The 12,463-nt window shown below is 66.1% G+C and carries 14 protein-coding genes, 1 tRNA gene and 1 other RNA gene; 12 read left to right on the top strand and 4 right to left on the bottom strand.

What is annotated here, in order from left to right; all coding sequences use genetic code 11:
- The first annotated feature begins 84 nt into the window (after positions 1 to 84).
- Positions 85 to 249, top strand: coding sequence for a hypothetical protein (locus SGR02S_RS20230; protein WP_169799658.1), 165 nt, complete (start codon positions 85 to 87; stop codon positions 247 to 249).
- A gap of 23 nt (positions 250 to 272) precedes the next feature.
- Here the strand turns inward: SGR02S_RS20230 and SGR02S_RS08065 are convergent, their stop codons facing one another.
- The gene (locus SGR02S_RS08065; protein ID WP_067107735.1) at positions 273 to 929 is read right to left on the bottom strand and encodes an alpha/beta hydrolase; all 657 of its coding nucleotides are present in this window, start codon (positions 927 to 929) and stop codon (positions 273 to 275) included.
- 241 nt (positions 930 to 1,170) lie between these two features.
- On the opposite strand from SGR02S_RS08065, the gene SGR02S_RS08060 reads away from it, so the two are divergent.
- Together SGR02S_RS08060 and SGR02S_RS08055 are read left to right on the top strand one after the other, a co-directional pair.
- Entirely contained in the window at positions 1,171 to 2,256 is a 1,086-nt protein-coding gene (locus tag SGR02S_RS08060; RefSeq protein ID WP_067107732.1) for a cysteine desulfurase family protein, read from the top strand.
- A complete protein-coding gene (locus SGR02S_RS08055) occupies positions 2,253 to 2,591 on the top strand; it encodes a 2Fe-2S iron-sulfur cluster-binding protein (protein WP_156483009.1) in 339 nt (112 codons plus the stop codon). Before SGR02S_RS08060 ends, SGR02S_RS08055 begins: the two co-directional genes overlap by 4 nt.
- A 7-nt stretch (positions 2,592 to 2,598) precedes the next feature.
- Here the strand turns inward: SGR02S_RS08055 and SGR02S_RS08050 are convergent, their stop codons facing one another.
- Positions 2,599 to 3,030, bottom strand: coding sequence for a DUF6841 family protein (locus SGR02S_RS08050; protein ID WP_067107726.1), 432 nt, complete (start codon positions 3,028 to 3,030; stop codon positions 2,599 to 2,601).
- Positions 3,031 to 3,148: 118 nt separating this feature from the next.
- Between SGR02S_RS08050 and ffs the strand changes: the two genes are divergently transcribed.
- The 9 genes from ffs to SGR02S_RS08005 all read left to right on the top strand — a co-directional run bounded on the left by ffs (position 3,149) and on the right by SGR02S_RS08005 (position 11,199).
- An RNA gene (gene ffs / locus SGR02S_RS08045) (signal recognition particle sRNA small type) lies at positions 3,149 to 3,246 on the top strand.
- 102 nt (positions 3,247 to 3,348) lie between these two features.
- A complete protein-coding gene (locus tag SGR02S_RS08040) occupies positions 3,349 to 5,055 on the top strand; it encodes a DNA polymerase III subunit gamma/tau (protein ID WP_082797028.1) in 1,707 nt (568 codons plus the stop codon).
- A complete protein-coding gene (locus SGR02S_RS08035; protein WP_067107723.1) occupies positions 5,052 to 5,387 on the top strand; it encodes a YbaB/EbfC family nucleoid-associated protein in 336 nt (111 codons plus the stop codon). The genes SGR02S_RS08040 and SGR02S_RS08035 overlap by 4 nt, the downstream gene beginning before the upstream one ends.
- Before the next feature lie 153 nt (positions 5,388 to 5,540).
- Entirely contained in the window at positions 5,541 to 7,937 is a 2,397-nt protein-coding gene (gene lon / locus SGR02S_RS08030) for an endopeptidase La (protein WP_067107720.1), read from the top strand.
- Positions 7,938 to 8,105: 168 nt separating this feature from the next.
- A complete protein-coding gene (locus SGR02S_RS08025; RefSeq protein ID WP_067107716.1) occupies positions 8,106 to 8,378 on the top strand; it encodes an HU family DNA-binding protein in 273 nt (90 codons plus the stop codon).
- Positions 8,379 to 8,529: 151 nt separating this feature from the next.
- A tRNA-Val gene (locus SGR02S_RS08020) sits at positions 8,530 to 8,604 on the top strand.
- A gap of 88 nt (positions 8,605 to 8,692) precedes the next feature.
- Complete coding sequence (locus tag SGR02S_RS08015; RefSeq protein WP_067107713.1) at positions 8,693 to 9,001, top strand: hypothetical protein; 309 nt, start codon at positions 8,693 to 8,695, stop codon at positions 8,999 to 9,001.
- A gap of 118 nt (positions 9,002 to 9,119) precedes the next feature.
- The gene (locus SGR02S_RS08010) at positions 9,120 to 9,785 is read left to right on the top strand and encodes a response regulator transcription factor (protein ID WP_067107710.1); all 666 of its coding nucleotides are present in this window, start codon (positions 9,120 to 9,122) and stop codon (positions 9,783 to 9,785) included.
- Between the two features lie 10 nt (positions 9,786 to 9,795).
- A complete protein-coding gene (locus SGR02S_RS08005; protein ID WP_082797027.1) occupies positions 9,796 to 11,199 on the top strand; it encodes a sensor histidine kinase in 1,404 nt (467 codons plus the stop codon).
- Between the two features lie 271 nt (positions 11,200 to 11,470).
- Here SGR02S_RS08005 and SGR02S_RS08000 read toward each other — a convergent pair whose 3' ends face one another.
- Positions 11,471 to 12,166 (bottom strand): glutathione S-transferase N-terminal domain-containing protein, encoded by a 696-nt coding sequence (locus SGR02S_RS08000; RefSeq protein WP_067107708.1) that lies wholly within the window; start codon positions 12,164 to 12,166, stop codon positions 11,471 to 11,473.
- Positions 12,163 to 12,450: a chorismate mutase gene (locus tag SGR02S_RS07995; protein WP_067107705.1), complete on the bottom strand. Its 288-nt coding sequence runs from the start codon at positions 12,448 to 12,450 to the stop codon at positions 12,163 to 12,165. The genes SGR02S_RS08000 and SGR02S_RS07995 overlap by 4 nt, the downstream gene beginning before the upstream one ends.
- Between the last annotated feature and the right edge of the window lie 13 nt (positions 12,451 to 12,463).

The following is a 12,463-nucleotide window of genomic DNA, read 5'->3' as shown; positions in this document are numbered from 1 at the left end:
CGGATGAGCGCGCTTTAGGCGAAGCCGCCCCGCTTTGCCATAAGCGAGGTGGTAAATTTGTGACGCGGGCGATAAGGCGGCGCGATGTCCGACACGATCATGTCCGTTCTGGTGTTCACCGGGGTCGCGCTGACCGGCGGCGGCGCCTATCTCTTTCGCAAGGGAGACCGGCGCCGCGCGCTGCTGATGTTCGTCGCGGCGCTGGTGATGTTCGCCAATGTCGCGATCTGGCTGATCCCGACGACCTGATCCGTCGCCCCCGCGACGGATTGTTACCGGATCGGTGAATCGGGCGCGAGCCGCATGTCCAGATAATTGTCGAGGCTCTTCATCAACTGGTCGAGTTCATGCTCGAAGAAGTGGTTCGCGCGCGGAATCTCGTCGTGATGGATGGTGATGCCCTTTTGCGTCCGCAGCTTGTCGACCAGCTTCTGCACCGCGGTGGGCGGCACGATCTCGTCCGCGCCGCCCGCGACGATGATCCCCGACGAAGGGCAGGGCGCGAGGAAACTGAAATCATACATGTTCGCGGGCGGCGCCACCGACAGGAAGCCCCGGATTTCGGGGCGGCGCATCAGAAGCTGCATGCCGATCCAGGCGCCGAAGCTGAAGCCGGCGACCCAGGTCGTCTGCGCCTCGGGATGGATCGACTGCACCCAGTCGAGCGCCGACGCGGCATCGGAGAGTTCGCCGATGCCGTTGTCGAACGTCCCCTGGCTGCGTCCGACGCCGCGGAAGTTGAAGCGCAACGTCGCAAAGCCGCGCGCGACGAAGCTCTTGTACATCGCCTGGGTGATGCGGTCGTTCATCGTGCCTCCGCCCTGCGGATGCGGATGCAGGATCAGCGCGACCGGCGCGCGCGGGCGCGGCGGGGGAGAGAAGCGGCCTTCGATGCGGCCCTCGGGGCCGGGGAAAATGACGTCGGGCATGGAGCACCTTTATCTGTGTCGGGCTGGCCACCGATTCGCGTGGGGTACGGGGTGGCGGAGCGGAATTGGCGCCTATATAGAAAATCGGTGGCAAGTTGCAACTTTTGCGAATCGTTCGCAATAAGTGCTTGTTCGTCACCCGGATTTGATCCGGGGTCCATTCTTTCGACGCTGCGTGAATGGACTCCGGATCAAGTCCGGGGTGACGATGATGAGAGATGGAAGAGCAGAGACCGGCGGAATGATCTACCTCGACTACCAGGCCACGACGCCGCTCGCCCCCGAAGCGCGCCAGGCGATGCTGCGCTGGCTGTCCGATGACGGCGACAGCTTCGCCAATCCGTCGAGCACGCACAAGGCCGGCCGCGCCGCCGCCGCCGCGGTCGAGGTCGCGCGCGACCAGGTCGCGGCGCTGCTGCCGAAGGGCGGGCGCGTCTTCTTCACCTCGGGCGCGACCGAGGCGCTCAACTGGGCGTTGCTGCGCGGAGCGGAGGCGAAGCCGGGCGGCGTCGCGGGGCTCGCCATCGAACATGCCGCGTCGCTGCAATGCCTCGAACGCCTGAATGCGGCGGCCCTGCCGGTCGATGGCGAGGGGCTGGCGCTCCCCCCCGATGCGGCGCTGATTCCAGAGGGCGGCATCGTCGCGGCGATGCTCGTCAACAACGAGGTCGGGACGATCCAGCCGGTCGCCGATTTCGTCGCCGCCGCGCATGCGAGGCAAAGCCTGCTGCTGTGCGATGCGGTACAGGGTTACGGCCGCGTCGCGATCCCCGACGGGCCGGACCTGATCGCGCTGTCGGCGCACAAGATTCACGGGCCGAAGGGGATCGGCGCGCTGTGGGTGAAGGACGGCGTCGACCTGCCGCCGCTGCTGCTCGGCGGCGCGCAGGAACAGGGAATGCGGTCGGGCACCGTGTCGCCCGCACTGTGCGCTGGTTTCGGCGCGGCGGCGGCACTGATGGCGGAGCGCGCCGAAGCCGATGCGCGCCATGTCGAGCGCCTCTGGTCGCTCGCGCTCGACGGCCTGCCCGGATGGACGGTGAACGGCTCGGTCGAGCGGCGCTACCACGGCAATCTCAATATCCGGCGCGAGGGGGTGAACGGACTGCGCCTGATGTCCGATGCGCGGAACGTCGCCTTCTCGCTCGGCAGCGCGTGCGGCAGCGGCTCCGGAAAGGTCAGCCATGTGTTGCGCGCGATGGGGGTGGGCGAGGCCGACGCGCGCGCCTCGATCCGCCTCGGCTGGGGGCGCTATACCAGCGAGGCGGAATTGCGCGACGGCATGACCGCGATCAGGGACGCGGCGCGGCTGCAGGGAGTCGATTGATGCGCGTCACTTTCATCCACGCCGATGGCAAGGGCCGCACCGAGGCCGAGGCCGCCCCCGGCGACATCCTGCTCGACGTCGCGCAGGCGTATCTGATGCCGCTCGAGGGCACATGCGAAGGCCAGATGGCCTGCTCGACCTGCCACGTCATCGTCGCGCGCGGGGATTTCGACCGCCTGCCGCCCGCGAGCGAAGAAGAAGAGGATATGCTCGACCTCGCCGCCGGCGCGCGCCGCACCAGCCGCCTGTCGTGCCAGATCGTGCTGACCGAGGCGCTCGACGGGCTGACCGTGCATATCCCGGGGGAAAGCCGTAACATGCAGGGGGCGCGTTGAATCGACCTCAGACGATACCATGCTCTTTCAGAAGCGCCTGTTCGTCGCCCGATACCCAGCCGAAAACCTTTGGTTCGCCATCCAGTTTCTGAACGAAATAGTGAACGTCGAAGTCTATTGCCACGTCCGGTCGATCCTTGCGGGCATAATGTGCCGTCCAGGCGACATGGGCCACGCAATGATGCTCATCCATGGGGGAAACGCGGATGTCGCGTATCCGCATCTCCTTCGTTCCCATCGCCCGATAGCGTTCATAGCCCTGCGCCATGACCTGCTTCAGCTGGTCGTCGTTCTTGCCGGTCATCACGCCCGCGGGCGATGCTGCGATGAACTCCGACGCGTATAGCGCCGCGACCTCCTTCATATCGGTGTCGCCGGCGAGGGACCGGTTGAAGAAGCTCTCATATCTTTCGAAGAACCTTCTTATGCAGGCTTCCATCGTTCGTCCTCCGGGTGCGGCCACGATCTGTAGGAAGCCGGAAATGGAAATTCAAATCCGGAAGACATTTACAGAACGGCTCCTGCTTGCATTTCGCGCGATCCGCCGCCATATCCGCGCCGGGAGTCGGGCGGACGCAGTCTTCGCCAACCCGGTCAGGTCCGGAAGGAAGCAGCCGCAACGAATTCGCTGCGGGTCGTTCCGGCTCCCACCCTCACGACATGTCTGAATCGTCATCCCGGGATGACGTAAGCATTGGGGTGCGGCGGCCTCGCATTCCCCTTCGACAAGCGCTCCGGCCGCCCCTAAGACGGGCGCATGAGCGATTCCGCCGACGACGAACCCGCGATGCCGGGAATGGACCTGCCCGAAACGCCGGCGCAGCCCGCCGCGCAGGCCGGGCCTTACCGCGTCCTTGCGCGCAAATATCGGCCGCAGACCTTTGCCGAACTGATCGGCCAGGACGCGATGGTCCGCACGCTCGGCAATGCGATCGCCCGCGATCGGCTCGCGCATGCTTTCCTGATGACCGGGGTGCGCGGTGTCGGCAAGACCTCGACCGCGCGGTTGATCGCCAAGGCGCTCAACTGCATCGGTCCCGACGGGCAGGGCGGGCCGACGATCGATCCGTGCGGCGTCTGCGAACCGTGCCGCGCGATCACCGAAGGCCGCCATATCGACGTGATCGAGATGGATGCCGCGTCGAACACCGGCGTCGACGACGTGCGCGAGATCATCGAGGCGGTGCGCTACGCCGCGGTGTCGGCACGCTACAAGATCTACATCATCGACGAAGTGCACATGCTGTCGCGCAACGCCTTCAACGCGCTGCTGAAAACGCTTGAGGAACCCCCGCCGCACGTCAAGTTCCTGTTTGCGACGACAGAGGTCAACAAGGTGCCGGTGACGGTGCTGTCGCGCTGCCAGCGCTTCGACCTCCGCCGCATCACCCCCGACATGCTGTTCGCGCATTTCAGCGCCATCCTCCAGAAGGAAGGGGTGGAGGCGGAGGCGCCGGCGATCTGGCTGATCGCCAATGCGGCCGAGGGTTCGGTGCGCGACGGGCTGTCGATCCTCGACCAGGCGATCGCGCACGCCGATCTCGAATCCGGCGGCGGCGGTGGCCGGATCGCCGCCGAGCAGGTGCGCACGATGCTCGGCCTGTCGGATCGCTCGACGATCGCGCAACTCATGGCGGCGATCCTGGAGGGCGATGCGGGCGGCGCGATCGACCTCGCCCGCGCCCAATATGCGCTGGGGATCGAACCGGTCGCGATGGTGCGCGGGCTGATGGACCTGACGCATGCCGTCACCCTTGCCAAGGTGTCGCGCCACGAGGACCCGGCGCTGTCGGACGATGACCGCGCGCGCATCGGCGACTGGGCGCAGAAGCTGGGCTTCGCGCCGCTGAACCGCCTCTGGCAGCTCCTGCTCAAGGGGCATGAGGAGGTGCTGCGCGCGAATAATCCGCTCGAGCATCTCGAAATGCTGCTGCTGCGCGTCATCTACGCCGCCTCGCTGCCCGATCCGGGCGAGCTCGCGAAGCGCATCGAGGCGGGCGGTGCGTCCGCCCTGTCGGCGCCCCCTTCGCCGGGTCCCGCGGCGGCCGGACCGGAGAGCGCGGCAGTGGCGCCCGCCGAGACTCCGGCGGTGGCGCTCACGATCCGGCAGATTCATCATCTTCTCGACAGCAGCGGGCACCAGCAGCTCGCACGGCAGGTCCATGACGAGGTGCGCGTGATCGAGCTGGAGCCCGGGCTGCTGGTGTTCGCCGCGGTCCCGACGCTCGACGGCGATTTCGCGCGCCGGCTGGGGGAGGTGCTGCGCGCGCAGACGGGCAGTCATTGGCAAGTGCGCGCCGGCGAAGGCGAGGCGCGCCCGAGCCTGAAGGACGTGGCGGAAGCGAAGAGCGCCGACAATGACGCGCGGATTCGCGAACTGCCTGTCGTGAAGGCTGCCCTGGCGGCTTTTCCCGACGCAAGGCTTGTCGAGGACGAGCATCATCAGCAAAGGTTCCAGTCATGAAATCCATCGAGGAAATGATGAAGGCGGCGCAGGAAGCGGCCGCTTCGGTGCAGGCGCAGATGCAGGAGGCGCAGGCCAAGCTCGACACGATCGAGGTCGAAGGCGTCTCGGGCGGCGGGCTCGTGCGGATTCGCGCCAGCGCGAAGGGGCGGATCAAGGGCATCGCGATCGACGACAGCCTGATGGTCCCGGGCGAGAAGCAGATGCTCGAGGACCTGCTCGCCGCCGCCTTCAACGACGCGCGCGACAAGGCCGACCAGGCGAGTAACGAGGAAATGGGCAAGATGACGAGCGGCCTGCCGCTGCCCCCGGGCTTCAAGCTGCCGTTCTGAGGTCTCCCCGGCGCCCTGAACCCCCGTTCGCGGAGTTGGGAGGTCGCCGTTCAGCCCCGTGTCATTGAATAGGCGGCAGGTTACGCCATATTAGCGATAACGACCCTATGAACAGGGAGGCGCGTCCGCTCGGAGCGCCTTCCAGGAGCCCTGATGAGCCAGACCTTTCCCCTTCTTCCGCTACGTGACATCGTCGTTTTCCCGCACATGATCGTTCCGCTGTTCGTCGGCCGCGACCGTTCGGTCGCGGCGCTCGAGACGGCGATGGAGGCCGACAAGGAAATCTTCCTCGTCGCCCAGCTCGATCCGGGCGAGGACGATCCGGTACGCGACGACCTCTACGATACCGGCGTAATTGCAACGGTGCTCCAACTCCTGAAGTTGCCCGACGGCACCGTCCGCGTGCTCGTCGAGGGCAAGCAGCGCGCCCGGCTGATCGACCTCGCGACCGAGGACAAGGCCGTGATGGCGACCGTCGAGTCCACCGCCGACGCGGTCGACGACAGCGTTGATACCGCCGCGCTGATGCGGTCGGTCGTCGACCAGTTCGAGCAATATGCGAAGCTCAACAAGAAGATGCCCGCTGAAACTGCGGTGCAGCTCTCGCAGATCGACGACGCCTCGCGCCTCGCCGATTCGGTCGCCGGCAACCTCAATATCAAGGTCGCCGACAAGCAGGCGCTGCTTGTGGAAGAGGCGCCCGCCAAGCGGCTCGAAATGGTGTTCGCCTTCATGGAGGGCGAACTCGGCGTGCTGCAGGTCGAAAAGAAGATCCGTGGTCGCGTGAAGCGGCAGATGGAGAAGAGCCAGCGCGAATATTATCTCAACGAACAGTTGAAGGCGATCCAGCGCGAGCTCGGAAACGACAATGGCGAGGGCGGCGACGATCTTGCCGAACTCCAGACGAAGATCGACACGCTCAAGCTGTCGAAGGAAGCCAAGGCCAAGGCCGAAGCCGAATTGAAGAAGCTGCGTGCGATGGCGCCGATGTCGGCCGAGGCGACGGTCGTCCGCAACTATCTCGACACGCTGCTCGGCCTGCCCTGGGGCAAGAAATCGAAGCTCAAAAAGGATATCGCGACCGCGCAGGCCGTGCTCGACGACGACCATTACGCGCTCGAAAAGGTCAAGGACCGCATCGTCGAATATCTCGCGGTGCAGGCACGGACCAACAAGCTGAAGGGGCCGATCCTGTGCCTCGTCGGCCCGCCGGGCGTCGGCAAGACCTCGCTGGGCCGCAGCATCGCCAAGGCGACGGGCCGCGCGTTCGTGCGCCAGTCGCTGGGCGGCGTGCGCGACGAGGCCGAGATTCGCGGCCATCGCCGCACCTACATCGGCTCGCTGCCGGGCAAGATCGTCACCAACCTCAAGAAGGCGGGGGCGATGAACCCGCTGATCCTGCTCGACGAGATCGACAAGCTTGGCCAGGATTTCCGCGGCGACCCGGCGTCGGCGCTGCTCGAGGTGCTCGATCCCGAACAGAATGCGAAGTTCCAGGACCATTATCTGGAAATCGACGTCGACCTGTCGGACGTGATGTTCGTGACGACGGCCAACTCGCTCAACCTGCCGCAGCCTTTGCTCGACCGCATGGAGATCATCCGGCTCGAAGGCTATACCGAGGACGAGAAGGTCGAGATCGCCAAGCGCCATCTGATCGCCAAGCAGGTCGAAGCGCACGGGCTGAAGCTCGACGAGTTCGAACTGACCGAAGACGGGCTGCGCGACCTCATCCGCTATTACACGCGTGAAGCGGGCGTCCGCACGCTGGAGCGCGAGATCGCGCGGCTGGCGCGCAAGGCGCTGCGCCGGATTCTCGAAGGCAAGGCGACGAGCGTCACGATCACGCCCGAGAATCTGGCCGAGTTTTCCGGCGTGCGGAAATTCCGCCACGGCGTCGGCGATCGCGAGGATCAGGTCGGTGCGGTCACCGGCCTTGCCTGGACCGAGGTCGGCGGCGAACTGCTGACGATCGAGGCGGTGACCGTCGCCGGCAAGGGCCAGGTGCGCACGACCGGCAAGCTCGGCGAGGTGATGACCGAATCGGTGCAGGCGGCGCTGTCGTTCGTGAAGGCGCGCGCCCCGGCCTATGGCATCAAGCCCAGCCTGTTCGCGCGCAAGGACATCCATATCCACCTGCCCGAAGGCGCGGTGCCCAAGGACGGTCCGTCGGCGGGCGTCGGCATGGTCACCGCGATGGTGTCGACGCTCACCGGCATCCCGGTGCGCAAGGATGTCGCGATGACCGGCGAGGTGACGCTGCGCGGGCGGGTGCTCGCGATCGGCGGGCTCAAGGAAAAGCTGCTCGCGGCGCTGCGCGGCGGCATCACGACCGTTCTGATTCCCGAGGAGAATGAGAAGGATCTGGTCGAGATTCCGGCGAATATCACCGAGAAGCTCCGGATCGTGCCGGTCAGCCACGCTGACCAGGTCCTGGCCGAAGCGTTGACCGGACCCGTCGAACCGATCGAGTGGACCGAGGCCGACGAACTGGCCGCGTCGCCGCCGCTGGCGCCCGGCGCCGACCCCGAATCGGCGATCCGGCACTGACCGGGCGCCGACCGGGCGTGGCGTACGGAGCGCTTTTCGTCGCAAAAACGCCGATTCGGGGCGTTTTTCCCCGTTTTTTGCTTTGACAAGGCGGGGTGAAACGGCGTTAGTGACGCGCCATGGCAAGGCCATGAATCACTTACAACCACTCACAGGGGTTCCTTAGGCATGAACAAGCAAGACCTGATCGCCACCGTCGCTGACTCGAGCGGCCTGACCAAGGGCGATGCGAGCAAGGCGGTCGAGGCCGTTTTCGACGCGATCACCGCATCGTTGAAGAAGGGCGGCGAAGTCCGTCTCGTCGGCTTCGGGACGTTCTCGGTCAGCAAGCGCAAGGCGTCGACCGGCCGCAACCCGCGCACCGGCGAGACGATGACCATCGCGGCGTCGAACCAGCCGAAGTTCAAGGCCGGCAAGGCCCTCAAGGACGCCTGCAACTAAGGCAGGCGCCTTTTGGCGAACAAATCTCGGGCCGCGGCGCAAGTCGCGGCCCGATTTGCATACGGTGCGTGCAAAAGCTCGTTGCAATCATCGCCGCAGCGGTTATGGACGACCCGCTTTCGGACGCGGCATCAGCCGCAACAGCCGGAACGGGCGCGTAGCTCAGTGGTAGAGCACACCCTTCACACGGGTGGGGTCGCAAGTTCAATCCTTGCCGCGCCCACCATGATCCGGACGGCCGAACCCGAAGCGATATGGGGGCTGACCACGTCATTCATCGCCTATTCAATGCGTCGGACTTACAGGATGCGGTCATGACCCGCGCCCTGATCCTTTCGCTCGCTTCGGCGGTCCTGCTTTCGATGGGCGCCCCCGCGGCCGCGCGCGGCGACCGCGATCAGGACCATCTGCGCGAGGCGGCGGCGCAGGGCGAGGTGATCCCGCTCAACAAGCTGATCGCGGAGGTGCGCTCGCGTCCGCCCTATAATGGAATGACCTATCTCGGCGGGCCGCAGTTCATCGCCAGCCAGATGGTCTATGCGCTCAAGTTCATGGACGGCAGCCAGGTCGTCGTCGTCTATGTCGACGCGCGCACCGGCCGCATCGTGGGCCGCAAGCCCTGAATTCCTTCCGCTGAATCCCGCTTCGTGCAACGACATTTTGCGATGATCGTTCGGAGTTGTTAGACAGTCGCAACCCAGGCGGCCGGCGGGTGCCGGTCCGCGGCAGAAAGGCCTTTGAATGCGGATCCTGATTGTTGAAGACGAACCCACGCTCGGGCCGCAGCTCAAGGCGACGCTCGAAGCGAACGGCTATGCCGTCGACCTTGCCACCGATGGCGAGGAGGGGCATTTCCTGGGTTCGACCGAAAGCTACGATGCCGCGATCCTCGACCTCGGCCTGCCCGAGATCGACGGGCTGACCGTGCTTGACCGCTGGCGCAAGGAAAAGCGCAATTTCCCCGTGCTCGTCCTGACCGCGCGCGACAGCTGGTCGGACAAGGTCGCCGGGCTCGACGCCGGTGCCGACGACTATCTCGCCAAGCCTTTCCAGACCGAGGAACTGATCGCGCGGCTGCGCGCGCTGATCCGCCGTGCCTCGGGCAATGCGTCGAGCGAACTCGTCGCGGGCAAGGTGCGCCTCGACACCCGCTCGGGCCGCGTGACGCTCGGCGGCGAGCCGGTGAAGCTGACCGCGCAGGAATATAAGCTGCTCTCCTACCTCCTGCACCACAAGGGCAAGGTGGTGTCGCGCACCGAGCTGATCGAGCATATCTACGATCAGGATTTCGACCGCGATTCGAACACGATCGAGGTTTTCGTGACGCGCATCCGCAAGAAGCTGGGCGCCGACATCATCACCACCATCCGCGGCCTCGGATACCAGCTCGACGATCCACAGGATTGACCGTCGGCCGATGACCGAGGGGGATGCGGCGAAAGCAGAAGCGGCGAGCGACGATTTCGCATCGCGCCCGGCGCTGACGAGCCGCATCACCGGCTCGCTGGCGCGGCGCATGATCGCGATCGCCGCGCTGTGGATATCGCTGCTGCTGATCGGCGGCGGCTTCGCGCTCGACCGGGTGCTGACTGGCGCGATCACGCGCAATTTCGATTCGAACCTCGAATATGTGCTGATCGCGATGATCCGCTCGTCGGAAATCGGTCCCGACGGGGAGGTGCGGATGATCGAGCCGCTCGGCGACCAGCGATTCCTCGAACCCTACAGCGGCCTTTACTGGCAGATCAGCGGCGGCGGACAGGAGCCCTATCCGTCGCGCTCGCTGTGGGAGCGTCGCCTCGACACGTCGGACAAGCACGACGACCGGCAACTCCATACCTACGACAGCCGCCAGTTCCCCGACGAGGAACTGCGCGTGCTCGAACGCGATGTCGTGCTGCCCGGCAGCAAGGTCAACTGGCGCTTCCAGATCGCCCAGTCGCGCGAGGCGCTCGACCTTCAGATCCGGGCGGTGCGCGCGACACTGATCCCCAGCCTGGCGCTGCTCGGCCTCGGCCTGATCGTGCTCGCGGGCTTGCAGACCTTCTACGGCCTGTGGCCGCTGCGCCATATCCGCCGCGCGATCGCGGCGATGCGCGGCGGGGAAAATCGCCGCATCATCGCGCCGCTGCCGCTGGAGGTGCAGCCGATGGTCGACGAACTCAACGCGCTGCTCGCGCACAATGAAAAGCAGGCGGAGGAGGCGCGGCTGCACGCCGGCAACCTCGCCCATGCGCTCAAGACGCCGCTGACCGTCCTGCTCACCAGCGCCACCGGTTCGACGAGCGACCTCACCGACATCGTGCGGCGCGAGGCGGCGGCGATGCGGCGGCAGGTCGACCATCATCTGGCGCGCGCGCGCGCGGTCGGTCGGCGCGGCGCGGCGCAGGCGCGCGCCAATGTCTTCGCCAGCGTCGACAGCGTGTCGCGCGCGGTCGCCGCGCTCTATCCCGACGTGCGGCTGGACGCCGCGGGCGACCGGAATGTCGTCGCGCGCGTCGAGCGCCAGGACCTCGACGAACTGGTCGGCAACCTGCTCGACAATGCCGCCAAATATGGCGGCGGCAGCGTCTTCGTCACGGTGCAGCGCGACGGCAACATGGCAGAGATATTGATCGAGGACGACGGCGCGGGCATTTCGCCGACCGATCGCGATCGCATCTTCGACCGCGGCGTAAGGCTCGACAGCAACAAGCCCGGAACCGGTCTGGGCCTGGCGATCGTCCGCGACGTCGCCGAAATCTATGGCGGCAGCGTCGCGCTGGAGGAAAGCGAGGATTTGGGCGGCGCGCTCGTGCGCCTACGGCTACCGGCGGGGTAGCGGTACAGGTTGCTGGAGCGGTGGACATTCCCCATCTTCGTCATCCCCGCGAAAGCGGGGGTCCAGAGCATGCGCCAGCTGACCTTTCCTTGGGTTCCCGCTTTCGCGGGAACGACAAGGTGAAAGCAACAATGGCGCGCTCCACCTCCCGGCTCACCGAACCCGCGCGAAATTCCGCTGTCCTGCATTATCCGGCCGTGCCAGCATGACGATGGCTCGTTGACCCGTTCGCCATTCGCCTGCCCGATCGCACATGCGGGGCTTTTGTGGCTTAAGCCGCCCCGACCTCCAGCCCGCGCTGCACCGCCGGCCGCGCAAGGCCGCGGTCGAGCCACGTCTGGACGTTGCGGAACCGTTCGTATCCGACGATGTCGGCGGCGTCGTAGAACCCGATCAGGTTGCGCACCCAGCCGAGCAGCGAGATATCGGCGATGCTGTATCCCTCGTCCATGATCCACGTCCGCCCGTCGAGCCGGTCGTCGAGCACCCCCAGCAGCCGCGCGGATTCGGCCGCGTAGCGGTCGCGCGGACGCTTGTCCTCATAGTCGCGTCCGGCGAACTTGTGGAAGAAGCCGAGCTGGCCGAACATCGGGCCGGCACCGCCCATCTGCCACATCACCCACTGGATCGTTTCGTAGCGGGCGTTGGGATCGGCGGGCAGGAACATCCCCGTCTTGTCGGCGAGATAGATCAGGATCGCCCCCGATTCGAACAGCGCCAGCGGCTTTCCGCCCGGTCCGTCGGGATCGTAGATCGCCGGAATCTTGCCGTTGGGGTTCAGTGCCAGAAAGGCCGGGTCATGGCTTTCGTTCGCCATGATGTCGATGCGATGCGCCTCATAGGGCAGGCCCGTTTCCTCGAGCATGATGCTCGCCTTGACGCCGTTGGGGGTCGGCGCGGTGAAGAGTTGCAGCCGCTCGGGATGGCGCGCCGGCCATTTGGCGAAAATGGGGTGATCGAGGGTCATGCACCGGCCTCCCTTTTGAAATGTTCGTGGTGGCGGATCACTTCGTCGATGATGAAGCGGAGGAATTTCTCGCTGAACTCGGGGTCGAGGTCGGCCTCCCGGGCCAGGCCGCGCAGCCGCTCGACCTGGCGCGCCTCGCGGTCGGGATCGGCAGGCGGCAGGTCGATCCGTGCCTTCAACTCGCCCACCGCCTTCGTCACCTTGAACCGTTCGGCGAGCATATAGATCAGCGCCGCGTCGATATTGTCGATGCTCTGGCGGTAACGGCTCAACTGGTCGTCCATGCGCGGCTCCTCT

It is taken from the genome of Sphingopyxis granuli NBRC 100800, from assembly GCF_001591045.1.
Classification (GTDB): domain Bacteria; phylum Pseudomonadota; class Alphaproteobacteria; order Sphingomonadales; family Sphingomonadaceae; genus Sphingopyxis; species Sphingopyxis granuli.
Note: the sequence above shows the minus strand (reverse complement) of the source record. Positions and strands in the feature narration are given on the sequence as shown.

Excerpts from the sequence above, each read along its gene's own strand:
- SGR02S_RS20230 (WP_169799658.1), top strand. The coding sequence starts at position 85 with ATGTCCGACACGATCATGTCCGTTCTGGTGTTCACCGGGGTCGCGCTG.
- SGR02S_RS08065 (WP_067107735.1), bottom strand. The coding sequence starts at position 929 with ATGCCCGACGTCATTTTCCCCGGCCCCGAGGGCCGCATCGAAGGCCGC.
- SGR02S_RS08060 (WP_067107732.1), top strand. The coding sequence starts at position 1,171 with ATGATCTACCTCGACTACCAGGCCACGACGCCGCTCGCCCCCGAAGCG.
- SGR02S_RS08050 (WP_067107726.1), bottom strand. The coding sequence starts at position 3,030 with ATGGAAGCCTGCATAAGAAGGTTCTTCGAAAGATATGAGAGCTTCTTC.
- SGR02S_RS08040 (WP_082797028.1), top strand. The coding sequence starts at position 3,349 with ATGAGCGATTCCGCCGACGACGAACCCGCGATGCCGGGAATGGACCTG.
- SGR02S_RS08035 (WP_067107723.1), top strand. The coding sequence starts at position 5,052 with ATGAAATCCATCGAGGAAATGATGAAGGCGGCGCAGGAAGCGGCCGCT.
- lon (WP_067107720.1), top strand. The coding sequence starts at position 5,541 with ATGAGCCAGACCTTTCCCCTTCTTCCGCTACGTGACATCGTCGTTTTC.
- SGR02S_RS08025 (WP_067107716.1), top strand. The coding sequence starts at position 8,106 with ATGAACAAGCAAGACCTGATCGCCACCGTCGCTGACTCGAGCGGCCTG.
- SGR02S_RS08015 (WP_067107713.1), top strand. The coding sequence starts at position 8,693 with ATGACCCGCGCCCTGATCCTTTCGCTCGCTTCGGCGGTCCTGCTTTCG.
- SGR02S_RS08010 (WP_067107710.1), top strand. The coding sequence starts at position 9,120 with ATGCGGATCCTGATTGTTGAAGACGAACCCACGCTCGGGCCGCAGCTC.
- SGR02S_RS08005 (WP_082797027.1), top strand. The coding sequence starts at position 9,796 with ATGACCGAGGGGGATGCGGCGAAAGCAGAAGCGGCGAGCGACGATTTC.
- SGR02S_RS08000 (WP_067107708.1), bottom strand. The coding sequence starts at position 12,166 with ATGACCCTCGATCACCCCATTTTCGCCAAATGGCCGGCGCGCCATCCC.
- SGR02S_RS07995 (WP_067107705.1), bottom strand. The coding sequence starts at position 12,450 with ATGGACGACCAGTTGAGCCGTTACCGCCAGAGCATCGACAATATCGAC.